This is a genomic window from Staphylococcus lugdunensis (genome assembly GCF_001558775.1).
Lineage (GTDB): Bacteria > Bacillota > Bacilli > Staphylococcales > Staphylococcaceae > Staphylococcus > Staphylococcus lugdunensis.
On sequence record NZ_CP014022.1, the window covers coordinates 64,206 to 86,898 of the forward strand.

17 protein-coding genes are annotated in these 22,693 nt (G+C 33.5%); 10 read left to right on the top strand and 7 right to left on the bottom strand.

Translation table 11 applies throughout. The annotated features are described in order from the left end of the window. Positions 1 to 42: 42 nt before the first annotated feature. Both acsA and AL499_RS00370 read left to right on the top strand, forming a co-directional pair. Complete coding sequence (acsA, locus tag AL499_RS00365; protein WP_002492599.1) at positions 43 to 1,752, top strand: acetate--CoA ligase; 1,710 nt, start codon at positions 43 to 45, stop codon at positions 1,750 to 1,752. Between the two features lie 323 nt (positions 1,753 to 2,075). Next, positions 2,076 to 3,743: a formate--tetrahydrofolate ligase gene (locus AL499_RS00370; protein WP_002492633.1), complete on the top strand. Its 1,668-nt coding sequence runs from the start codon at positions 2,076 to 2,078 to the stop codon at positions 3,741 to 3,743. A 238-nt stretch (positions 3,744 to 3,981) separates the two neighbouring features. On the opposite strand, the gene AL499_RS00375 is transcribed toward AL499_RS00370, so the two are convergent. Beyond that, positions 3,982 to 4,896: a biosynthetic peptidoglycan transglycosylase gene (locus tag AL499_RS00375; protein ID WP_002492625.1), complete on the bottom strand. Its 915-nt coding sequence runs from the start codon at positions 4,894 to 4,896 to the stop codon at positions 3,982 to 3,984. Positions 4,897 to 5,231: 335 nt separating this feature from the next. On the opposite strand from AL499_RS00375, the gene tyrS reads away from it, so the two are divergent. After that, positions 5,232 to 6,494: a tyrosine--tRNA ligase gene (gene tyrS, locus AL499_RS00380; RefSeq protein ID WP_002458844.1), complete on the top strand. Its 1,263-nt coding sequence runs from the start codon at positions 5,232 to 5,234 to the stop codon at positions 6,492 to 6,494. A 475-nt stretch (positions 6,495 to 6,969) separates the two neighbouring features. Here the strand turns inward: tyrS and AL499_RS00390 are convergent, their stop codons facing one another. Then, positions 6,970 to 8,193: a S1C family serine protease gene (locus AL499_RS00390; RefSeq protein ID WP_002492617.1), complete on the bottom strand. Its 1,224-nt coding sequence runs from the start codon at positions 8,191 to 8,193 to the stop codon at positions 6,970 to 6,972. A gap of 163 nt (positions 8,194 to 8,356) precedes the next feature. Here AL499_RS00390 and AL499_RS00395 point away from each other — a divergent pair, with 163 nt between their 5' ends. The 3 genes from AL499_RS00395 to AL499_RS00405 all read left to right on the top strand — a co-directional run bounded on the left by AL499_RS00395 (position 8,357) and on the right by AL499_RS00405 (position 12,058). Beyond that, positions 8,357 to 8,974: a lysophospholipid acyltransferase family protein gene (locus tag AL499_RS00395; protein WP_002458847.1), complete on the top strand. Its 618-nt coding sequence runs from the start codon at positions 8,357 to 8,359 to the stop codon at positions 8,972 to 8,974. 359 nt (positions 8,975 to 9,333) lie between these two features. Continuing rightward, a complete protein-coding gene (gene nagE, locus AL499_RS00400; RefSeq protein WP_002492655.1) occupies positions 9,334 to 10,803 on the top strand; it encodes an N-acetylglucosamine-specific PTS transporter subunit IIBC in 1,470 nt (489 codons plus the stop codon). Between the two features lie 130 nt (positions 10,804 to 10,933). After that, positions 10,934 to 12,058 (top strand): HAD family hydrolase, encoded by a 1,125-nt coding sequence (locus tag AL499_RS00405; RefSeq protein ID WP_002492601.1) that lies wholly within the window; start codon positions 10,934 to 10,936, stop codon positions 12,056 to 12,058. Positions 12,059 to 12,443: 385 nt separating this feature from the next. On the opposite strand, the gene serA is transcribed toward AL499_RS00405, so the two are convergent. The 3 genes from serA to AL499_RS00420 form a co-directional block, all read right to left on the bottom strand. Next, entirely contained in the window at positions 12,444 to 14,063 is a 1,620-nt protein-coding gene (gene serA, locus AL499_RS00410; protein WP_002492639.1) for a phosphoglycerate dehydrogenase, read from the bottom strand. Beyond that, entirely contained in the window at positions 14,053 to 15,213 is a 1,161-nt protein-coding gene (locus tag AL499_RS00415) for a pyridoxal-phosphate-dependent aminotransferase family protein (RefSeq protein WP_002492640.1), read from the bottom strand. The genes serA and AL499_RS00415 overlap by 11 nt, the downstream gene beginning before the upstream one ends. 268 nt (positions 15,214 to 15,481) lie before the next feature. After that, positions 15,482 to 15,928, bottom strand: a complete 447-nt coding sequence (locus tag AL499_RS00420; RefSeq protein WP_002458853.1) for an SACOL1771 family peroxiredoxin — start codon at positions 15,926 to 15,928, stop codon at positions 15,482 to 15,484. 78 nt (positions 15,929 to 16,006) lie between these two features. Here AL499_RS00420 and AL499_RS00425 point away from each other — a divergent pair, with 78 nt between their 5' ends. Continuing rightward, a complete protein-coding gene (locus AL499_RS00425; protein WP_002458854.1) occupies positions 16,007 to 16,753 on the top strand; it encodes a glycerophosphodiester phosphodiesterase in 747 nt (248 codons plus the stop codon). A 168-nt stretch (positions 16,754 to 16,921) separates the two neighbouring features. On the opposite strand, the gene rpsD is transcribed toward AL499_RS00425, so the two are convergent. Beyond that, positions 16,922 to 17,524, bottom strand: coding sequence for a 30S ribosomal protein S4 (rpsD, locus tag AL499_RS00430; protein ID WP_002458855.1), 603 nt, complete (start codon positions 17,522 to 17,524; stop codon positions 16,922 to 16,924). Positions 17,525 to 17,750: 226 nt separating this feature from the next. Beyond that, a complete protein-coding gene (locus AL499_RS00435; RefSeq protein ID WP_037540554.1) occupies positions 17,751 to 18,218 on the bottom strand; it encodes a GAF domain-containing protein in 468 nt (155 codons plus the stop codon). Between the two features lie 130 nt (positions 18,219 to 18,348). Between AL499_RS00435 and ezrA the strand changes: the two genes are divergently transcribed. The 3 genes from ezrA to thiI all read left to right on the top strand — a co-directional run bounded on the left by ezrA (position 18,349) and on the right by thiI (position 22,664). Further along, positions 18,349 to 20,043 (top strand): septation ring formation regulator EzrA, encoded by a 1,695-nt coding sequence (gene ezrA, locus AL499_RS00440; protein ID WP_002478036.1) that lies wholly within the window; start codon positions 18,349 to 18,351, stop codon positions 20,041 to 20,043. A 264-nt stretch (positions 20,044 to 20,307) separates the two neighbouring features. Further along, the gene (locus AL499_RS00445; RefSeq protein WP_002492654.1) at positions 20,308 to 21,441 is read left to right on the top strand and encodes a cysteine desulfurase family protein; all 1,134 of its coding nucleotides are present in this window, start codon (positions 20,308 to 20,310) and stop codon (positions 21,439 to 21,441) included. Then, entirely contained in the window at positions 21,441 to 22,664 is a 1,224-nt protein-coding gene (gene thiI / locus AL499_RS00450; protein ID WP_002478038.1) for a tRNA uracil 4-sulfurtransferase ThiI, read from the top strand. Before AL499_RS00445 ends, thiI begins: the two co-directional genes overlap by 1 nt. The last annotated feature ends 29 nt before the right edge of the window (positions 22,665 to 22,693 follow it).

The following is a 22,693-nucleotide window of genomic DNA, read 5'->3' on the forward strand; positions in this document are numbered from 1 at the left end:
AATACATGCTAAGAAAGCGATTTCATATAAGGGGGATTTCAAATGAAGGTAGAAGTATATAAGAGTGAACCGGGAGAATATAATTTAAGCAATTATGAGGATGTATATCAAAACTTTGATTGGAATGAAGTAGAAAAAGCTTTTTCATGGTATAAAACAGGGAAAATCAATATGGCATATGAATGTATAGATCGTCACGTAGACGATGGTAAAGGAGACAAAATCGCTTTAAACTATAAAGATAATGAGCGTCAGGAACAATATACATTTTCAGATATACAGCACTTATCCAATCAAGCGGCGAATGTATTAGTAGAGCATGCAAATGTGCAAAAAGGGGATCGCGTTTTTATCTTTATGCCGAGAACACCTGAATTGTATTTTGCCTTTTTAGGTATATTAAAAGTAGGTGCAATTGTTGGTCCATTATTTGAGGCTTTTATGGAAAAGGCAGTAACAGATCGTTTAGCGAATAGTGAAGCCAAAGTTGTTATAACAACAAATAAATTACTTCATCGTATACCACAAGAAAAATTACCACATCTCAAAAAAATCATTATCGTGGATGATGATGTGTCTGATAACTATATAGATTTTAATAAGTTAATGCAATCAGCTAGCACATCATTTAATATCACATGGTTACAACGCGACGATGGTTTAATATTACATTATACTTCAGGTTCAACAGGACAGCCTAAGGGCGTACTTCATGTACAACAAGCAATGCTACTTCATTATATAACGGGGAAATATGTATTAGATTTACAAGAAAACGATGTATATTGGTGTACAGCTGATCCTGGTTGGGTTACTGGAACTTCTTACGGTATATTTGCACCTTGGCTAAATGGCGTCACAAATTGTATAGCAGGTGGACGTTTTACGCCTGAACAGTGGTATAAGATGATTGAAGCATTCAAAGTTACAATTTGGTATACGGCACCAACCGCGTTACGCATGTTGATGAGTGCTGGTGATGATATTGTTCAAAAATATAATCTGTCAACGTTACGATCTATTCTATCTGTGGGAGAACCATTAAACCCAGAAGTTATCAAATGGGCAAAATCAGCATATGGTAAACGTGTTCTTGATACGTGGTGGATGACTGAAACAGGAGGACATATGATTGTTAATTATCCTGCAATGGATGTCAAATTGGGTTCTATGGGAAAACCAATTCCTGGTGTGGAAGCTGCTATTATCGATGATGAGGGAAATGAATTGCCAGCTAATCGTATGGGCAATTTAGCAATAAAAAAGGGGTGGCCGTCTATGATGTATGAAATATGGGATAATCCAGAAAAATATCGTTCTTATTTTATAGGAGACTGGTATATATCTGGGGATTCAGCATATAAAGATGAAGATGGGTACTTCTGGTTTCAAGGTCGTGTAGATGATGTCATCATGACAGCAGGCGAACGTGTGGGACCATTTGAAGTCGAATCTAAATTAGTTGAGCATGAAGCTGTTGCTGAAGCTGGTGTCATCGGAAAGCCTGATCCAGTACGTGGCGAAATTATAAAAGCATTTGTTGCTTTACGCCAAGGATATGAACCGACTGATGATTTAAAAGAAGATATTAAAAAATATGTAAAAGAAGGTCTATCAGCTCATGCTGCTCCTAGAGAAATTGAGTTTAGAGATAAATTGCCTAAGACGCGTTCAGGTAAAATTATGCGACGTGTACTTAAAGCATGGGAACTTAATTTAGATGCAGGTGATTTAAGTACTATGGAGGACTAAAAATAGCAGGAACTTATTTTTAAAATAAAAGATGCTTTTCCTTATATAATCAACAATTGAATGTATAGTTTGGAACGCAAAATGATAATATATTTTACCATTTTGCGTTTTCAATATGTATGCGATATTTGCTAAATAAATAGCCAAAATATACGTATATTTATTTTACATGCATATGTTTTTAGTCAAAATAATTGTAAACGCTATCAAAAATTCGACATCATTGGCAGAGTTAGTTATTATTAAGTATGTAAGAAATTATGATACCCAAACAATCAGGGTGCTCTTACAATATACTATTTAGAACAAGGGGTTGAAAGTAGTTGGCACATTTATCAGATTTAGAAATTGCAAATCAATCAACATTAAGACCAATTGGGGAGATTGCTAAGAAAGCAGGGATTCCTGACGAAGCGTTAGAGCAATATGGTCATTATAAAGCAAAGATTGATATTAACAAAGTTAATTCTAAAGGCGAAAAAGGTAAAGTAGTATTAGTTACTGCGATGAGTCCTACGCCAGCTGGTGAAGGGAAATCAACAGTTACTGTTGGTTTAGCTGATGCATTTAATGAGCTAAATAAAAATGTAATGGTTGCGTTGCGTGAACCTGCACTTGGACCAACTTTTGGTATTAAAGGCGGTGCAACAGGTGGTGGCTATGCACAAGTGCTGCCAATGGAAGATATTAACTTACACTTTAATGGTGACTTCCATGCGATTACAACAGCAAACAACGCATTATCAGCATTTATTGATAATCATATTCATCAAGGCAATGAATTAGGCATTGATGTACGCAGAATTGAATGGAAGCGTGTTCTTGATATGAATGATCGAGCATTACGACATGTCAATGTTGGCTTAGGTGGTCCAACTAACGGTGTACCACGTGAAGATGGGTTTAACATTACAGTTGCCTCAGAAATTATGGCTATTTTATGTTTAGCACGTGATATCAAAGATTTAAAATCAAAAATTAGTCGCATTACAATTGGTTATACACGTGATCGTAAACCAATTACTGTAGCAGATTTAAAAGTTGAAGGCGCATTAGCGATGATTTTAAAAGATGCAATTAAGCCAAACTTAGTTCAATCAATCGAAGGAACACCAGCACTTGTTCATGGTGGACCTTTTGCTAATATCGCTCATGGTTGTAACTCTATTTTAGCTACTGAAACAGCTCGAGACTTAGCTGATATTGTAATCACTGAAGCTGGTTTTGGTTCTGATTTAGGTGCAGAAAAATTCATTGATATTAAAGCACGTGAAGCTGGATTTGAACCATCAGCTGTTGTCTTAGTTGCAACTGTACGTGCATTAAAAATGCATGGTGGCGTTGCAAAAGATGATTTGAAAGAAGAAAATGTTGAAGCTGTTAAAGCTGGTATTGTTAACTTAGAACGTCACGTTAATAATATTAGAAAATTTGGAGTTGAACCAGTCATTGCTTTAAATGCTTTCATTCATGATACAGATGCTGAAACAGAGTATGTCAAGCAATGGGCAAAAGAAAATAATGTGAGAATAGCACTTACCGAAGTTTGGGAAAAAGGTGGAAAAGGTGGCGTAGACCTAGCTAATCAAGTATTAGAAGTCATTGATCAACCACAAGAATTTAAATTCTTATATGATTTAAATCAACCACTTGAAGAAAAAATTGAAACAATTGTCAAAGATATTTATGGCGGTGCTTCAGTAACATTTAGTAAAAAGGCTAAACGACAATTAAAAGACTTTAAAAATAATGGTTGGGACAATTATCCAATTTGTATGGCAAAAACACAATATTCCTTTAGTGATGATGCCACAGCATTAGGTGCTCCAACTGGTTTTGATATTACAATTAGAGAGTTAGAAGCTAAAACGGGAGCTGGATTTATAGTTGCTTTAACTGGTGCAATTATGACAATGCCAGGATTACCGAAAAAACCTGCAGCTTTAAATATGGACGTAACAGATGACGGCCATGCTGTTGGATTATTCTAGGTGATACGTGCTAATAGTTTAAGACTTAAAGGTTTCTGACAAGTTGAAGAAGGCAATTTCTATTAAGTTTCAATAGAAATTGCCTTCTTTGCTATGTTTCTTATATTAAGAGCCATTAAATAAAATCAAGCGTATAAACATAAAAATAACGTAGACAGCTTAGCTGCAGATATATAATTAATTTTAATATCATTTGGTGTTTATTTAATGATGCCAAAGGAAATTTTAAATGTTTTATTTAACTTGCATCTTGTTTATCTCGTTGTAATAGGTGATGTTTGATATCGAAATTTAAGGCTTTGTGGTAATCTTTTACAGATATTTTGTTTTCAACTCGCATACGTTTTAGTACATAGTGTTGTCTTTGTATACCTATATTAAATTGATTATTATTTTTGATTGAGCCATCTTCATCATATGGTGTATAAGTGTATGGACTTTGTAGTAAGCCTATTAAGTATGCAGATTCTGCAATATTAAGTTTAGATGGTGGGATACCAAATAAACTATACGATGCAGATGCGATACCTGTGATGTTAGAGCCATTATAATCTCGTCCAAAAGGAACTACGTTAAGATATGTGTATACAATTTCGTCTTTAGTTAATATCTTTTCTAAGCGCAGTGACAATACGAGTTCGTTTGCTTTACGACGGTACGTCTTCTCACTACTTAATACTTGGTTTTTAATCAGTTGCTGTGTAATTGTACTTCCTCCAGATGATTGTTTCACATTGAAAACATCTTGAATCATTGCACGAATTAATGCCTTTGGTAAAATACCATTATGCTGATAGAATAATGTATCTTCTGAGGATGTCAATGCAGCAATCACGTTTGAATTTACACGTTTAGGTCCAACAATTAAAGTATTTTGGGACTGATCATATGCTTGTAAGATATTACTATTTTTATGATCAATCGCTTCATCTCCAGCAAAGTGTATGGCTTTCTTCTTTAATTCATTGTCACTCATTGCTGACGCATGTGATGTAATGCGATGGAAATAAAACATACTTGCAATGAAAAGAATCAATAAAATAAGGCAGAGTAGCGCAAACATCGTAATTAAGATATGCTTGATTAATTTATACTTGGTCTCATATTTTAAATATGAAGCCTGTTGCATATATGCCACAAATTTTTTTATCATTCACATGCGTCCTTTCTGAAAGTACGTCTAGTATATCATATTTTACTAAGTTGACTTTTAAAACAGAGTTCTTTATAATTATGTCAATTCCATAAATATTGGATAGTAAGGACAAGTAGCAGTTATAAAGGTCTTCAGAGAGTTAGTGGGTGCTGTGAACTAACGCTTTTTAATTGTGAATACACCTTTTAAAATATATCCAACGTTTAATTAATGAACGTATCATTAAGAGAGTGGTATCACATGTTGATGCTAAAGTATGGTGGTAACGTGCAAAAGCGCCCTTACATTTTGATAATGTAGGGGTTTTTATTTTTTTAAGGAGGTATACAGATATGACAAATGCTTTATTAGAGGATTTAAAGTGGAGAGGGTTAATTTATCAACAAACTGATGAAGAAGGTATTGAGGAGTTATTAAACAAAGAACAAGTATCTTTATATTGTGGTGCGGACCCTACGGCAGATAGTTTACATATTGGACATTTGTTACCGTTTTTAACTTTGAGACGTTTCCAACAGCATGGACATAGACCAATTGTGCTCATTGGCGGCGGTACAGGTATGATTGGTGATCCATCAGGTAAATCTGAAGAGCGTGTGTTACAAACTGAAGAACAAGTTGAGGATAATGTTCAAGGTATCAATGCACAAATGCATAAATTGTTTGAATTTGGAACTGAAAAAGGTGCCGTTTTAGTTAATAATAAAGATTGGTTAGGTCAAATTTCATTGATTAGTTTCTTACGAGACTATGGTAAGCATGTAGGTGTAAATTATATGCTCGCTAAAGATTCAATTCAATCTAGATTAGAAAATGGTATTTCTTATACAGAGTTTACTTACACGATATTACAAGCCATAGACTTTGGACATTTAAATCAAAATTTAAATTGTAAAATTCAAGTAGGTGGCTCTGATCAGTGGGGCAATATCACAAGTGGTATTGAATTAATGCGACGTATGTATGGTCAAACTGAAGCGTATGGGCTTACTATTCCTTTAGTTACTAAATCAGATGGTAAGAAATTTGGTAAATCTGAATCTGGAGCTGTTTGGTTAGATGCTGATAAAACAAGTCCATATGAATTCTATCAATTCTGGATAAATCAATCTGACGATGATGTTATAAAATTCTTAAAGTATTTTACTTTCTTAAATAAAGAAGAAATAGAACGTTTAGAAGCATCAAGAGATGAACAACCTCATTTACGTGAAGCCCAAAAAGCACTGGCTGAAAATGTGACTAAATTGATTCATGGCCAAGATGCTTTAGATGATGCGATACGTATTTCACAAGCATTATTTAGTGGTGACTTGAAATCTTTATCTGCTAAAGAACTAAAAGAAGGTTTTAAAGACGTTCCTCAAGTAGAATTATCTGCAGACAATACTAATATTGTTGAAGCTCTAGTTGAAACAGGGATTTCTTCATCAAAACGACAAGCTCGTGAAGATGTAAATAATGGTGCAATTTATATTAATGGTGAGCGTCAGCAAGATGTTAATTACAATTTATCAAGTGAAGATAAGATAGAAAATGCTTTTACAATTATTAGACGTGGTAAAAAGAAATACTTTATGGTGAATTATCGATAACAGAATATGAATAAAGGGTCTGGGACATTAAGCTCTTAAACAATGTAAAAAAGACAATTTCTATTAAAATTATTTGATAGAAATTGTCTTTTCTCTTATGCATTAGATAATATACAGCGCGTTAATTTAGTTTAGTGGTATTTATTAAATTATACGAAAGTGCCTTATTTTTTAAAGCATTTAAAGGTAAAATTACATGTTAATGCGTAGTATTTATGGCGAGACTCCTGAAGGAGCAGTGCCAGTCGAAGACAGGGGCCCCAACAAAGAGAAATGCGAAAAGCATTTCGCCAAACAAAGCAAGTTGGGGTGGCTGAGACGGCACCCTAGGAAAGCGAAGCCATTCAATACGAAGTATTGTGAAAATAGAGAACAGCAGCAAGATATTTTCTAATTGAAAATGATCTTACTGCTGTTTTTCTGAGATGTATGTCCCAGACCCTTTTTATATAAATTAAATTCAAATGCTAAGAAGTTATTGTGCAAATTGGCTACTTCTTGATGACTCTGAAGTATGAGATGCTTTTTGACTTTTTAATGTTACGTCGATTTCTTTTGTATTTCCGTCTCTAATAATAGTTAAAGTTACCTTTTCACCAGGTTTTTTATGTTGATATAAGTACGTTCTTAAATCGGTATCTTCTTTAACTGTTGTATTATCTATCTTTGTAATAATATCACCTTTCTTGATCGTACTTCCATGTTCAACCTTAGCCACATATACGCCTTCTTTTCGATTTGTATGCAATTCTTCACGATACGAGTCTGGAATTTCACTTAAATTTAGTAATCCAATACCAATTGAAGGACGTTCGATTTTGCCGTTTTTTACAAGTTGTTCAATCGTAACTTTAACTTCATTACTAGGAATAGCAAAGCCGATACCTTCAACTTGTTCAGCGGCAATTTTCATTGAATTTATGCCCACAAGATTACCGTTTATATCAACAAGTGCACCTCCAGAATTACCTGGATTAATCGCAGCATCAGTTTGTAAGACAGTCACTTTCGTACCGCCAGACGATGTATTTGCATCGATGGTACGTTCGTTGGCTGAAATGATACCTGAAGTAACTGAATTAGCGAATTCAAGTCCTAAAGGATTACCCATTGCAAATACAGAGTCACCTGTCTGCACTTTGCTAGAATTAGCAAATTTAATGGCTTTAACTCCATTTGTTTGTTTGATTTTCAAAACTGCAATATCTGAAACCGCGTCTTTACCAACGAGTTTAGCATCAACTTGTTTACCATTATGTAATTGTACCTTAACTTCATTCGCGCCATCAATAACATGATTATTCGTTACAATATAAGATGAATCATTATTAACTTGATATATTACACCAGAACCAACACCTGCTTCTTGTGATTTTGTGGATTTACCACGCAGCAAGTCATCAATACTTGAAGCTTTTTGCATATTAATAACACCCACAATTGAAGGTGATACATCTTTAATCATTTGGTTGACAGAATTGTATTTTTCACTTTTACCATCCAGCCGATTGCCACCTTTAGAGTTTGTTGCCTCTTGCACTTGCGAACCATTTTGATTCAAGCTAGTATGATTTAGCGCTTTTCCAATACCTAAGACGATTAATGCACCTATGATTCCTGCAACAATAGCAATGACTATTGTTTTAAACAAAGGAAAACGAGGTTTTGGATTTCTATAATGTTGATTGAATATTGACATTGTCTACCTCCTATTTCATACATAATATTATTATGTATGGTTTTCAACAATAATTCTAGTAAATTACTATCAGACTTTAGAAGTATCTTTGACGCTGCTTGTTAAGGCAAGAATATAATGATAAAATTCAATTTGTTGAAATAAAAGCAAAGAAGGTGCCATTATGTATCAAATCATCAGTAAATTATTAAATGTCTTGTTAGTAAAAGGGGCTAAATCTTTATATGTATTAGGGAAAGAAAATGTACCGAAGGATAGTAAATATATTGTGACATGTACACATGAAAGCTATAACGAAGTCATTATGTTAGCGCTAGCGCTTGTGCCAAATGAAATTAATTATATGGCTAAAAAAGAATTATTTAAAAATAAATGGATAGGCAAATTTTTAACTTCTTTAAACGCATTTCCAGTAGACAGAGAAAATCCAGGTCCTAGTACATTAAAACGTCCTATTAATTTATTAAAGCAAAATAAAACGGTAGGTATCTTTCCAACAGGACATCGAACATCTACAGAAGGCGCACCATTAAAAAGAGGTGCCTCTACAATTGCTTTGTTAAGTAAGTCGCCGATTTTACCAGCTGCTTACGTTGGACCAAAGCATATTTTAGGATTGTTGACTGGTCGTGCCACAATTAAATTTGGAAAACCTATTTATCTTAGTGATATTCCAAAAGAATTAAAACGTAATGAAAAGATTGAATATCTTACCAAAGAAATTGAAAAAAGAACAGGGGAATTACAGAAAGAGTTAAATGTCTTATATTATGAAAAATAATTAAATTGTTATATTACCAACAAATTTAAGGTTGAAGATAAAATATATAGTGAAATAAAGCGGATTTTTATTAAAATTTAATAGAAGTTCGCTTTTACTTTTTACACATTAAAGATGAAACGATGATTAATTAAACTGCTATGTAATATTGCTAAAGGTAAATTCATAACTAAAATAGAAGCGTGCAAGCTATGAAGATTATGCAATATATACTTTGTATTAGAAGTTTCGTAATATTAAATATTTTGTTAACATTTTCAAATAAATCTATAAAAATACAAAATGCATATGGTTATTTATTTGTTTGGCAATTATAATAAATAAGTAATAAAAATAAATACGTATTAAGGATTGATAATATGGGTAAGTTTTTTCAAAATTTAGGTCGCTCGCTAATGTTACCAGTAGCAATATTACCTGCTGCTGCGATTATTACTGGAATAGGTAATGCATTAAATGCGTTGCATATCTGGGCACAAGTTGCTTTGTTCTTTACTACTGTTGGTTCAACCATACTGGAACAATTAGGTATTTTATTCGCAATTGGTGTAGCGATTGGTATGGCGAAAAAGAATGATGGGGCAGTTGCGCTTGCAGCAGTGACAGGTTATTTGCTAGTAACTGTTGTTTTGTCACCAGCCAAGATAGCTCCAGTTTTACATGTTAAAGAAAATAGTCTAGATTTAGCTTTTTCACAAATGAATAATTCAAATGTTTTTATTGGTATTGTTATCGGTTTAATAGCAGCGTATACATATAATAAATTTAGTGAAACAGAATTACCAGTTGCGCTATCTTTCTTCAGTGGACGTAGATTAGTGCCGATATTAACTGCATTTTTCTGTACGTTTTTGGTGTTGGTGCTTCTTGTAGCTTGGCCAGTTGTTTATAATGCTATAGTTACTTTTGGAAAAACAATCACAGGGTTTGGACCATTTGGCGCATTTTTATATGGATTCTTTAATCGGTTATTAATACCAACTGGATTACATCATGCATTAAATAGTGTATTCTGGTTCGATACTATTGGCATCAATGATATTGGTAAATTCCAAAGTGGTAAAGATGCCGTAAAAGGCATTACAGGACGTTATCAAGCAGGTTTTTTCCCAGTAATGATGTTCGGTATGCCAGCTGCTGCTTTAGCGATTTATCATACGGCTCAAAGCAAACAGCAAAAGCAAGTGTATGCTTGGTTTTTAGCTAGCTCAATTGGTGCATTCTTTGTTGGTGTAACTGAACCTATCGAATTTGCTTTCATGTTTGTAGCACCCGTTTTATTTGTTATTCATGCATTATTAACTGGGTTATCACTATTTATTGCAGCATTGTTTCATTGGACTGCAGGGTTTGCATTTAGTGCAGGATTGATAGACTATTCTCTATCATTAATTAATCCTGTTGCAAATCATCCGTTGATGTTATTAGTACAAGGCGTGTGTTTCTTTGTATTATATTATGTTATTTTTAGAGTTGTTATACAGGTCTTTAACTTAAATACAATTGGTAGAGGGGATAATTTGCTTGCTGATCCTACTGAAACTGATACCAATCATCACGCAGTTCCAGATAATGGTGAGGGTCAAAGTAAATATTACAATACTGCTAAACAGATTTTAGAAGGGCTTGGCGGTAAGGATAATATTGTATCATTAACGAATTGTGCGACACGTCTTAGAATGGAACTGAAGGATAATGTAGTGATAGACGAACAGAAAATAAAAAATGCTGGGGCAGTAGGTGTTACTAAGAGTGGCAACCATTCAGCGCAGGTAATTGTAGGAACGCATGTTCAACAAGTTGCTGATGAAATTGAAAAGCAATTGTAGAATTTAAATAGCATTAAAATGCGGTTAAGCAAATGTCTACATAGACGTACTGTTTAACCGCATTTTGCATTTGCACCAAACATATCAATTAGGTATGATTAAGAAAAGTAATAGAGAGGATGTGGTGTGAGTGAAATCTATATTATTTGATGTTGATGGCGTTTTTTTAAGTGAAGAACGTTGTTTTGATGTTTCAGCACTCACAGTTGATGAATTATTACATAGTGAAGATTATTTAGGCCTTCAACCTATTAAACAATATAGTGATTTAACAGATGATCAAATTCAACAAATTAGAAATGAGATATTTCAGAATGATAAGATTTTAAATCATTTTAAATCACTGGGTCTTAATTCGAATTGGGATATGTTATTTATTGTTTTTAGCATTCATTTTATACATATTTTGAAGGAGCTTTCTAAAGGAGATAGAGAGGCTGTGCTGTCAAGTCAGCATTTTACTGTAGACAATATTGCATTTATTAAGCAACATTTAAATCAACAACCGAGCCTTTCACCACTAAATGTTAAGCATTTTTTATCAACGACAACACATGGGAAAACTCAAATATATGAATCATTAAAGCAATATGCACAACAGGAGCTAGAGATCGTTCAAGATGATATGTTTAATTTAAAAAGTACGCTGTGGCATTTTACGCAAGAGGTTTATCAAGAATGGTATTTAGGACAAAGTTTATATGAAGAGATTGAACAGAAAAAACCAAGAAGCACCTTTAAAAAAGGCTTTATTTTTCAAGAAATTTTATTACGGCCTGAAGCGGAAATTCAACAATTATTACATGATTTAAATGCAGCAGGCTATCAATTGGCTGTTGCAACAGGCAGACCTAGAACAGAAACAATTGTGCCGTTTAAATCATTTAGTTTATTACAATGGTTTGATCAGTCACATATTGTGACCGCATCAGAGGTATTAACTGCTGAATCACAATATCCATCTTCTGCACCTTTAGGTAAGCCGAATCCATTTAGTTATATAGCAACATTAAATGGAAATCATCGTGAGCATTACAGTGAATATATCAAAAATCAAAATCATATCGTTTGTGGTACAGATGTTTATATTGTGGGAGACTCACTAGCAGATTTATTGTGTGCGAAAAAAATTGGAGCAACGTTTATTGGAACATTAACTGGATTGAGCGGCAAATCAGCTCGTCTTGAATTAGAACAGCATGGGGCAGACTTTATTATCAACCATGTTGGTGAAATTAGAAGCATTCTACTATAGATAAAGATTGGTAAGTTATATATAATAGATTATTTACGGATTATTTTGAACAGTCTGGGACATAAATGTAATGGATTGAAAATGACTAAATTTTTCTTAGGGCTTGGTTTCCACAATATCATGAATATGGTAGGTGATATCATTTGAATATATTAAAACTGAAGTTCCTATTGGTAGTGTAGGTTGGGGTGGCTGAAGCTGTCTCCTAAGAAAGCGAGCCAACAATACGAAGTATTCAATAAAAAAGAAGCAGTCAAATGAGTTGAATTCAATTCATCTGACTGCTACTTTTCTGAGATTTATGTCCCAGCCTCATAATTTTGAGATTGATGGTCCCTTCTGTATATATAGTTTATGATATTATTCTAAGTTCTTGGAGAAAACTTTATGCCTTAGACTCTGTGTTAGGAATCGATAGAATTGTTCCATGAATCTTTGTGAATTGCTGGGTTTGTTTGAGATGTTGAATAACTTTGTCTGTGATTGGTTGATCGACAGCAATAATCATCATGGCTTGTCCGCCTTCAGTATTTCTACCTAACGACATACTTGCAATATTGATTTGTTCTTGACCAAGCAACGCTCCTGTTCGACCGACAATTCCAGGCACATCGTTGTGATAAGTTATTAATTGATAAGCATTAGGCTGAAAATCGACTGAGAAATCATTAATTCTTATAATTCTTGGACCAAACCCTTCAATAACGGTTGCACCAATAGTTAGAGAATATGATTGATGTTGCAAAAGTATTTCAACATAATTCTTAAAAGCTGAGCCAGCTGATGTTCTTGTTTCAACTTGATAATTAATTTCTTGTTCTTTTAATAATGCTAAACCATTGATTAAATTTGCACGATGGCCAAAATGCGGTTTTAGTAACTGTGTAATGGATGAACGCAAGATTAAATCTGCGTGCGGTTCAACAATTTCTCCGCTTACTGTGATTTTAATGTCTTCTGGTGCGTGATCAAATAATTGCACAGCAAGTTCAGCTGCAATTTCACTAACTTTAATGAATTCTCGAGCAGTGTTGCTAATATTAGAAAAATCTAATGTTGGCGCGTTAATCGCATGCTTAATTAATCCTTGCTCAAAATAGTCTACAAGTTCTTCCGAAACTGAAATGGCTACTTTGGTTTGGGCTTCAATAGTTGAGGCACCTAAATGAGGCGTTACAATAATATCGTCGTGACTAATTAAAGGTGAATTAGTTGGAGGTTCTTCTTCAAAGACATCGATGGCAGCTTTGGCAATTTGTTTTTTATCTATTGCTTCAAATAAAGCTGCTTCATCTATAATGCCACCACGTGCAACGTTAATCACTTGTAATGTTGATTTTGCTTTATTAAAGAAGTCCTTTCCAATCATACCTTTTGTCTTCTCAGTTAAAGGTGTATGCACAGTTAAAAAATCTGCTTTTTTAGCTATCTCATCTAGTGAGGCTATAACGATATTTAATTCTTTGGCTTTTTCTTTAGTTAAAAATGGATCATATGCTAAAACAGTCATACCAAAGCTTTGCAAACGTTTAATTACCCCAAGACCAATTCTCCCAGTGCCAATTACTCCCAGAGTTTTTTGATAAAGTTCTACACCACGAAATGCTTTACGATTCCATGCTCCTTGTTGTAATGAAGCATGTGCATTTGGAATATTGCGTGCCATTGCTAAGAGCATAGCAACTGAATGTTCAGTTGCTGAAATCGTATTTCCATCAGGTGCATTAATCACGATTATACCGTTTAATGTAGCAGCATTTATGTCAATGTTGTCAACGCCAACTCCAGCACGTGCAACAACTTTGAGGTGTGAGGCAGATTCTAATACTTTAGCAGTGACTTGTGTTTGGCTACGAACAATTAGAGCTTCATAACTATCAATCATTTCACACAATTCATTTTCTGATAAATTAGTTTGAATATCTAATTGAAAGTTGGGATTATTTATTAATGCCGTAAGACCTTCTTTAGATATAGGGTCTGCTACTAATATCTTATGCTTCATGATGAATTACCTCCATATATGCTTTCATGCCTTTACCAATATAATTCATTTTGCGATAGTCAGATAAAATCGTTTCTAACGCTGCAATAACAGAAAGAATATCAAATGGTGAAACCTTTCCCATATGACCAATGCGCAGAATCTGACCTTTAAGTTTGCCTTGGCCACCAGCAATTGTAATACGATAGTTTGCTTTTAATGAATCTTTAATGTATTTGAGCTCAGCACTATCTTTTGGTATAAAAGCAGTGACGGTAGGTGAGGCGTCTTGTGATTGTACTAATAAGTCTAAATCTAAAGCCTTTAGTGCTGTTCTTAAAGCTTGTTTAATGATATTATGTCGTTTAATAACATGTTCAAATCCTTCATTTTCGATTAACGCGCTATAGCGGTTAAGTGCTCTAAAGAGTGCTACATTTGGTGTGAAAGGTGTGCTATGTTGTATTAATGATGAATGATATTTAGTTAAATCTAAATAAAATCTGGGCGTCTTTACTTCTTGAAATCTTTCGAGTGCTCGATCATTGTATGCGACAAAAGCAAGTCCTGGTGGCAGCATAATAGCTTTTTGACTACCTGATATTAGCACGTCGATATTGTCCCGCTCCATATTTGCGTCAACAGCACCAATGCAACTGACACCATCAACGACAAAATAAATGTCAGGATCAAAAGATTTAATTGCATATCCTATTTGTCCAACGGGATGCAAGACACCAGTTGATGTCTCACAATACTGACAAAATACAGCTGTAATCTTTTCATTTAGATTAGATAAGTAATTTTTAAATGCATCAATGTTAACAGCTTCTCCCCATGCTACATTAAAAACATGTACATTTTGATAATATGTTTCTGCAATTTGTTTAAAACGATTACCAAAAGCTCCTGAGACAATAACGACAAAATGGTCATCTGGATTAACGATATTTAACATACTTGCTTCTAATACGCTTGTTCCACTTGAAGTTAATACCATAACATCATTTGTACTGCCAAAAATCTTTTTCAGAGATGTAAATGCCGTCTTAGCAATGTTTTCAAAGTCGGCCGAGCGATGACCTACCATAGGCAATTGAATGGCTTCATTGATTTCTTTCGGTACTGGGGTAGGACCAGGTGTTAATAATAAAGTTTCGTAATAGTGCATAATAAAACTTCCTCCAATATGATGATTTTTCAATTTTACCAAATATTCTGAAAATTTTAAAGGCAATTTCATATATTATATATTTAAAAATAGAGATAGTTGTACCTAATTTCAATTTGAATGCTGAAACAGGTTAAGACATAAATACCAAAAGACACAAAGAGGATTTCAACTTAAAAATCTTCTTCGTGTCTTTTTTCTCCGCATTGCAGGACTTTTGTTCATAGAATGCTGTACTTAGTCACTTGATATAATATACTACGCATTGTTAATTCTCTGCTATTGTTGGTTCAATAATAATCTCTATATTTCCTCTGATTGAATTTGAAATCATACAATGTTCATCAGCAATTTGAGTTAGCTTTGAAATACGTTGTTGTAAACGATTGCTTTGCAATTTATCAATAAATATTGTTGGTTTATGAACAATTCTTATCATTGAAAATTTACCTTGATTAAATTGAGCAGTTCCTATAGATTCATTTTTAATAGTAATGTTATCAAACCTTGCACGTTCTAAAGCGGCTGCGAGTGATATGATATAACAAGATGAGGCAGCTGAAACTAACATTTCATCTGGGTTTGTCCCGGTGCCATTACCACCAAGAGATGAGGGAATGGAAATACGTTCATTCAAAATATCGCCTTCTACGGTACCAATACTTTCTCGTCCTCCTGTCCAATGTGTTTTTACTTTAAAATCATGTTTAACCATATAACTTTGACCTCCATGTTTGATATGTTAACTTTAGTTTAGATAATTTAAAATAGAAAGCAAGGGAGGGGACTTTTAATGACTATTTCAAGACCTAATTCAACGTTTAGCATCGTTGCACATCGTGGTTTATCAAAACGTTATCCTGAAAATTCATATATAGGCTTAAAAGCGGCTTTAGAATTACCAATAGATATGTTAGAAATTGATGTCCATTACACTAAAGATAAGCAACTTGTGGTCATACATGATGATACAATTGATCGCACTTCTAATGGGCGAGGAAAAGTCATAGATTATACATATGAACAATTACAACAATTTGATTTTGGAATCAAATGGGGAGAAGCCTTTAAGGGAACCCGAATCTCTAAATTAGAAGACATATTACAATTAGCACGACAATATTCAAAAATATTATTGATAGAGTTGAAAGTTCCTCAACAATATCCTGGTATTGAAGATATGTTACTCGACGTTTTGGATCGCTATCATATGCCGAAAAGGCAAGTGATTTTACAATCGTTTGACGAAGAAAGTGTGCGATCTATAGCAACAAAAACGACAGAATACAAACTTGGTGTATTGATAAGTAAGAAGAAATATTGGCATCGTTTACCAAATTTTGAAGATATTTCACAATATGCGGACTATATTAATCCCAATTACTCTATAGTAACTAAAAAATTTATCGATGGTGCACATCAAGTTAATCTCAAAGTTATGCCGTACACTGTAAATGAAGCCAAAGCTGCACAGTCACTTATTAAACTAGGTGTCGATGGCATTATTACAGATATACCAGATGAACTTTTTCAACTATAAAGAAAGCGTTAATAATTTTAAATTGTGACCTGTAAGTAAAAATACGATAATACAGGGAATATGAAGCCATACAGTCATCCGTAACGTAAAAAAGCCAGTAAATGCATTTACAAAATACGCATTTACTGGCTAATTTTTTAGGAATGATGTCCTAAAGTCTAACACTTATTATCTTGAGTAGTACTCAACGATTAATTGTTCATTGATTTCTGCTGGTAATTCGCTACGTTCAGGGAAGCGTACGAAAGTACCTTTTAAGTTATCTGCATCAAAATCTAAGTATTCAGGAACGAAATTATTGATTTCAACAGATTCTTTAATAATATCTAAGTTTTGTGATTTTTCACGTACAGTAATCACTTGACCAGGCTTTAATGAATATGATGGGATATCGACACGACGACCATCTACTTCAATATGACCATGACCAACTAATTGACGAGCTTGACGACGTGTGCGGGCTAAACCTAATGCATAAACAACTGCGTCTAAACGACTAGCTAATAAAATCATGAAGTTTTCACCATGTACACCATATTGCTTAGCAGCAATATCAAATGTATTACGGAATTGTCTTTCAGTCATACCATATAAATAACGTAATTTTTGTTTTTCACGCAATTGCATACCATATTCTGATAATTTTTTACGTTGGTTTGGACCATGTTGTCCTGGTGCGTAAGGACGTTTTTCTAATTCTTTACCAGTACCGCTTAATGAGATACCTAAACGACGAGATTTTTTCCAGTTTGAACCTCTGAATCGAGCCATAAATTGACTCCTCCTTTTCTTTTTTGTTGTTATGAATAAACAAAAAAGAGTGCTATATGCTCATCAAGATATGTTGTTTTATGTGTCTTCGCCTTATAGCTACAGTTACACGACACGTCCGCTTTGGGAACAACATAGCGCTTAATAATATATAGCTGCTACTTTCGTAAATTCACACAAATATTATTGTAACATTTTATGGTAAAGTGTCAATACTTAAATATAACTACAGAGAAAGTTGTTGTTCGATAATTGATACTAAGTTTTCTAATTGTCGCTGATCTTCCTCTGTAAAACGACTGTTAATAGGAGAATCAATATCTAATACACCAATAATTTCATTGTTTTGATGTAAAGGTATGACTATTTCAGATTTACTTTGTGCATCACAAGCGATATGTCCCGGAAATTGATGGACGTCCGCAATGCACTGTGTTTGTTTTTGTGCAACAGCAGTGCCGCACACACCATTTCCAATAGCGATGTGAACACACGCTGGATGACCTTGAAATGGTCCTAATATTAGTTCTTGATTGTCTATTAAATAAAAACCAACCCAATTTATTTGGTCGAGATTATCATTTAATAAAGCAGATGTGTTACTTAATATAGCGATTAAATTAGTTTCATCTTCTATTAAACTCTGAAGTTGTTTTGAAAGTAAATTATAATTTGTAGATGTTGTACCAGTCATTAAATTACCTCGCTCATTTTTCTTCATATTATAATAGGTAAAAATAAATTCGGCAATTCATCTATTTTTCACTTAAATCACAGGGCAAATTACGTTATAATAAAATGTGATAAATTAGGAGGAGAATGAGATGGTCTTATACATTATTTTAGCAATTTTCATCATTTTATTGATTGCTATAGGAATTATGTTCTTTTTGCGCTCAAACAAGCGAACTTTAATTTCTAATGCTGAAGAACGTAAAGTTGAAATTCAACAGTTACCTTATGAAAGCAATCTAGAAAAATTAACAAAGCTAAACTTGAAAGGTGAAACAAAAACGAAATATGATGCATTGAAAAAAGCTACAATGGATAACACAACTAATTATTTAGCACCAGTAGAAGAAAAACTACAAAGTGCTGAAGAACAGCTTGATAAATTTAAATTTTCAGCAGCTCAGAATGATATCGATGATGCCAATGAATTAATGGATCATTATGAAGAAGGGTATCAGTCACAATTAAAAGAAGTTGATGAAATTGTAGCTTTACATAAAGATAGTGATAGTATTTATCAACAATGTAAAACAAATTACCGTGAAATGAAACGTGATGTGTTGGCTAATAGACATCAATATGGTGAAGCAGCTGCACCTTTAGAACAACAAATTGAACAATTCGAACCGCAACTTGATCAATTTGAAACACTTAAAGCAGAAGGTAATTATGTTCAAGCACATAATCACATTGCTGGCTTAAATGAAACAATGACACAACTTAAAACATATATGGAAGAAATTCCGGAATTAATTCGTGAAGCCCAAAAGGAATTACCAGGACAATTCCAAGATTTAAAATATGGCTGTCGCGACTTAAAAGTTGATGGTTTTGATTTAGACCATGTCAAAATTGATGGCACGCTACAAAGTTTGAAAACGGAATTAAGTTTTGTTGAGCCAATGATTAGTCGATTAGAATTAGAAGCTGCAAATGAAAAATTAGACGCCATTAATGATAAATTAGATGAAATGTATGATTTAATTGAATATGAAGTTAAAGCCAAAAATGAAGTTGAAGAGTCTAAAGAGGACATTACTGACGCATTATTTAGAGCGAAAGAAATGAATTATACACTTAAAACTGAAATAGATTATGTTAAAGAAAATTATTTCATTAATGAGAGCGATGTTCATAGCGTGAGACAGCATGAAAATGAAATTCAAAATCTAATTGCAGTTTACGATGAAATATTACAAGAAATGTCTAAGTCAGCGGTCCGTTATAGTGAAGTTAAAGACAACTTAGAGTATTTAGACGATCATGTTGCAGAAATAAACGAGGATCAAGAAAAATTACAAAATCATTTAATTCAATTACGAGAAGATGAAGCAGATGCTGAAGATAATCTTTTACGTGTACAGTCTAAAAAAGAAGAAGTATATCGTCGATTGCTTGCATCTAATCTAACAAGTGTACCAGAACGATTTATCATTATGAAAAATGAGATCGATCACGAAGTTAGAGCTGTAAATGAACAGTTTAGTACCAAACCTATTCATGTCAAACAATTAAAGGATAAAGTTGCTAAAATTGTAATTCAAATGAATACGTTTGAAGACGAGGCTAATGATGTATTAGTAAATGCAGTTTATGCTGAACGATTAATACAATACGGTAATCGCTATCGCAAAGATGATAACAGTTTAGATAAGAGTCTAAACGAAGCAGAACGCCTATTTAAAAACAATCGTTATAAACGATCAATTGAGCTTGCTGAACAAGCACTTGAGAAAGTTGAACCAGGTATAACAAAATATATAGAAGAACAAATGACAAAAGAATAATTGCACTATACAATAGAAATGCATAAAATAGGCTGGGACATTTGATTATGTTCCAGCCTACTTATACTATATTGACTCCGTAATAAAATTAAATTGCACTCTGCTCTACGAATTCAATTGGGCAGTAGAATCTTAAAAGAGACAAATGAAGAAATTTACTTTTAATTTTTCAAAAAAATAGTATAATGCTTGAGTATTAATTTTTATAAAAATAGCAGATAATGGTTTTAATAGAATACAGTTAAATGAAAGAGAGTGTTGGTTTTGATTTATCTTGATAATGCGGCAACAACGAAAGCCAATCTAGACGTAATAGATTCTTTTGTAAAGGTGAATCAGTCATTATATTATAATCCGAATAGCCCACATTATGCTGGGTTACAAGCAGCGCAAATATTGCAACAAGCGAAAAAGCAAGTAACACAAATCATGAATTGTCCGCAATTTGATGTTCTATTCACTAGTGGCGCAACTGAATCAAACAATATCGCATTAAAAGGTATCGCTTATAAAAAAAGAGATACAGCTAATGTCATTATAACATCCGTTTTAGAACATCCTTCAGTGTTAGAAGTAATGCGTAGTTTAGAACAAGAAGGTTTTACATTAAAATATGTAAATGTTACTTCGCAAGGAATAATAGATGTGGAACATTTAAAACAATTAATGTCCGAAGATGTTGGTCTTGTAACGTGTATGCATGTTAATAATATTATGGGACAAATTCAACCTATACAAGCTATTGTAGATTTATTAAAGCACTATCCTAAAGCGCATTTTCATGTAGATGCTGTACAGGCATTTGGTAAAATACCTCTGTTAATAGAAGGAATCAATAGCATGAGTCTGAGTGGTCATAAATTTAATGGCTTAAAGGGACAAGGTTTACTTCTCATAGATAATGTGAGAAAGCTCACACCGATTATTCAAGGTGGCGGTCAAGAGTATGGTGTACGTAGTGGAACTGTTAACTTGCCTATGGATGTATCTTTGGTCAAAGCGTTAAAATTAGCTAATGAACACTTGTTATCACGGTATGAAAAATTTGCATCATTTAAACAGCAAATTGTAGATATGTTAAAAAATTATCCAGGTGTATACTTAAACTCGCCAGAAAATGCTGCACCACACATTGTTAATATCGCATTTCCAGGCGTTAAAGGAGAAGTACTTGTCAATGCATTTTCTAAACTGGATGTTATGGTTTCAACAACGAGTGCTTGCTCTTCTAAAAGAGAAAAACTTAATGAAGTATTGTTAGCTATGGGATTGTCAGATAAACGCATTGAAGGAAGCATTAGAATATCCTTTGGTGATACTACAAGCCAAGAAGATATAGATACATTCAAAAAAGCATTTAATGAAATATATGGAGAAGTGAAGGAGTTATTAAAGTAATGAATTATGATCATATTTTAGTTAGGTATGGTGAGCTCACTTTAAAAGGGGCTAACCGTAAAAAGTTTGTCAACTGCTTAAAGGACAATGTGAATAAAGCATTAAAATCAATCAATGGCACGCATGTCATGGGAAAAAGAGATCGCATGTACATAGATTTAGAAGAAGAAACGGATTGTAATGAAGTCATCCAGCGCTTAACTCAAATTTACGGTATTAAATCAGTAAGTCCAGTATTAAAAACTGGCAAAACTGTTGATGAAATCAATCAACTTTGTATCAAATTAGCATTAAATTTTAACACAAATGCTTCTTTTAAAATTGATGTTAAACGCTCAGATAAAACTTTTCCATTAGATACTTATGAATTACAACGTATAGTGGGTGGCGCTGTTATTGAAAATGTTCCTGGACTTACAGTGAACGTAAAACAACCAGACTATGAACTACGTGTTGAAGTTAGAAAAGACGCGATTTATGTATATCATGAAATCTTTGAAGGCGCTGGTGGGTTGCCAGTTGGTACAGGTGGCAAAACATTATTAATGTTATCAGGAGGTATTGACTCACCGGTTGCAGGAATTGAAGTAATGCGTCGTGGTGTAACCATTGAAGCCATACATTTCCATAGCCCACCATTTACAAGTGAAAAAGCCAAAGAAAAAGTCATTGAACTTACACGCATTATGTCTCAACGTGTAGGTCCAATTAAATTGCATATTGTTCCATTTACAAATTTACAAAAACAAATCAACAAAGTTGTTCACCCAAGATACACAATGACATCTACGCGTCGTATGATGATGCGTATTGCTGACAAAGTTGTTCATGAAATAGGTGCACATGCGATTGTTAATGGAGAAAATCTAGGACAAGTAGCAAGTCAAACATTGAAAAGTATGTATGCTATTAATCATGTTACTTCTACACCTGTATTACGTCCTCTATTGACACTTGATAAAGAAGAAATTGTTAAAATGGCACGCAAGATTGGTACATATGACGTATCAATTCAACCGTTTGAAGATTGTTGTACTATTTTTACACCAAAAAATCCTGTAACAGAACCAGATTTTGATAAGGTTGAAAAATATGAGCGTGTGTTTGATTTTGATAGTTTGATACAACAAGCGGTAGAACAGATTGAAACATTAACAATAGATAAAAATTATAAAAGCAAAAAAGATGAAGACACAGCTGCTTTAATAAATGAATTATTTTAGTATCTTTGATAGTTATTAAGTGTAAGGGG

What these genes read in the sequence shown, in the direction of transcription:
- acsA (WP_002492599.1), top strand. Translation starts at nt 43, where the DNA reads ATGAAGGTAGAAGTATATAAGAGTGAACCGGGAGAATATAATTTAAGC.
- AL499_RS00375 (WP_002492625.1), bottom strand. Translation starts at nt 4,896, where the DNA reads ATGATAAAAAAATTTGTGGCATATATGCAACAGGCTTCATATTTAAAA.
- tyrS (WP_002458844.1), top strand. Translation starts at nt 5,232, where the DNA reads ATGACAAATGCTTTATTAGAGGATTTAAAGTGGAGAGGGTTAATTTAT.
- AL499_RS00390 (WP_002492617.1), bottom strand. Translation starts at nt 8,193, where the DNA reads ATGTCAATATTCAATCAACATTATAGAAATCCAAAACCTCGTTTTCCT.
- AL499_RS00395 (WP_002458847.1), top strand. Translation starts at nt 8,357, where the DNA reads ATGTATCAAATCATCAGTAAATTATTAAATGTCTTGTTAGTAAAAGGG.
- nagE (WP_002492655.1), top strand. Translation starts at nt 9,334, where the DNA reads ATGGGTAAGTTTTTTCAAAATTTAGGTCGCTCGCTAATGTTACCAGTA.
- serA (WP_002492639.1), bottom strand. Translation starts at nt 14,063, where the DNA reads ATGAAGCATAAGATATTAGTAGCAGACCCTATATCTAAAGAAGGTCTT.
- AL499_RS00415 (WP_002492640.1), bottom strand. Translation starts at nt 15,213, where the DNA reads ATGCACTATTACGAAACTTTATTATTAACACCTGGTCCTACCCCAGTA.
- AL499_RS00420 (WP_002458853.1), bottom strand. Translation starts at nt 15,928, where the DNA reads ATGGTTAAACATGATTTTAAAGTAAAAACACATTGGACAGGAGGACGA.
- AL499_RS00425 (WP_002458854.1), top strand. Translation starts at nt 16,007, where the DNA reads ATGACTATTTCAAGACCTAATTCAACGTTTAGCATCGTTGCACATCGT.
- rpsD (WP_002458855.1), bottom strand. Translation starts at nt 17,524, where the DNA reads ATGGCTCGATTCAGAGGTTCAAACTGGAAAAAATCTCGTCGTTTAGGT.
- AL499_RS00435 (WP_037540554.1), bottom strand. Translation starts at nt 18,218, where the DNA reads ATGACTGGTACAACATCTACAAATTATAATTTACTTTCAAAACAACTT.
- ezrA (WP_002478036.1), top strand. Translation starts at nt 18,349, where the DNA reads ATGGTCTTATACATTATTTTAGCAATTTTCATCATTTTATTGATTGCT.
- thiI (WP_002478038.1), top strand. Translation starts at nt 21,441, where the DNA reads ATGAATTATGATCATATTTTAGTTAGGTATGGTGAGCTCACTTTAAAA.